A 1,161-nucleotide genomic window follows, 5' to 3' on the forward strand; every position below is an offset into this window, starting at 1 on the left:
AAAAGTTTATTAATCATCTGATTTAACTAGCAAGGCATACGAAATCATATATTTTGTGCAGGCACTCTCGGCAACTGCTCCTGCGTTGCTCCGGGAGGCTGTCCGAGAATAGCGGTCGTGACGAGGATGGCTGAAAATTGAGGATAGAAAATAGGAAATTTTGAGTGAATAGTGGATTATTTACTAAAAATTTCCGCTCCTTTAGACCAATTTGCTGTCACAGTACGACTGCATGGATGCAGGAGCCAGAGCAACGCAGGAGCAGTTGCCGCGTAGGCAGTCTCTCAGGGTAAACATTAAGAAATGCTTCCTGATAGTACTATTGCCCATTCTTATTTTAGCTTCTGCGAACGAGTGCAGGTGGGTTGGTTTCTGGGTATTGCGGATCTTGAATTGGAACCGGAGAAACCCACAGAGTCGGCAGCAAATGCGACCATAGACATGAGACGATAGGATTGGAGGGAGCCCGCAAGAAAGCCCGACACGTATCCCTGATTAATAAGGTGAGTAAGTAAGCAGTCCCGCCTTTAATGCACTTTCTACTGTGCCATTCACGTACTCTTCACCAGGAAAGAATATTTCCTCACTGTCGTATCGTTGAGAGGAGTATTTATAAATCGCAAAAGACCAGTCATCTTCTTTGCCGTTAAACTTCAACCGGCAAATCTGTCCCGCCCCATGGGTGTCAATTTTATCGAGATACAGATATTCCCCCCCCGGTATCTTTCCTGATACTGACAACCATTCTCCTTGTTAAACCTGTCAATAATATTCGCAACATTCTTCTTTATGGCCCGGGGGATTTTCACTACCGCCTCCTGATCATTGTTCGCTGACACCACAATCAAATGTAAGACAGGTTCGAAGCATTGCAAATTCTGTTATTACTGATCAGGAACTGATAACCGCTCTTTCTCCAGAGCTTTGCTGCGTCGTTTAAGCTTGCGAATCTCCCGGTCAATATTATCCTGTCTTTTCTTCAACTGCTGCTGCCTGGCGTAGTCCGGTCCATAAAGCTTCAGTACCAACGACTCTACTTCCTCCCTGACTGAGCCCAGGAATAAATATACGCCCTCGCTTTTACCGGAATAAGTCTGTGGATAAGGTGTTGGCAGGTTGTGTTTATACTGTCAGTACTTCGTGATAACCCGTTGCAGTACC

At 45.4% G+C, this 1,161-nt stretch carries 2 protein-coding genes; both read right to left on the reverse strand.

Annotated features, from left to right (window positions below; all coding sequences use genetic code 11):
• Positions 1-495: 495 nt before the first annotated feature.
• Complete coding sequence (locus KDK14_RS19430; protein ID WP_257266863.1) at positions 496-741, reverse strand: hypothetical protein; 246 nt, start codon at positions 739-741, stop codon at positions 496-498.
• Positions 742-884: 143 nt separating this feature from the next.
• A complete protein-coding gene (locus tag KDK14_RS19435; protein ID WP_257266864.1) occupies positions 885-1,028 on the reverse strand; it encodes a hypothetical protein in 144 nt (47 codons plus the stop codon).
• Between the last annotated feature and the right edge of the window lie 133 nt (positions 1,029-1,161).

The organism is Endozoicomonas sp. ONNA2, assembly GCF_024606365.1.
Classification (GTDB): domain Bacteria; phylum Pseudomonadota; class Gammaproteobacteria; order Pseudomonadales; family Endozoicomonadaceae; genus Endozoicomonas.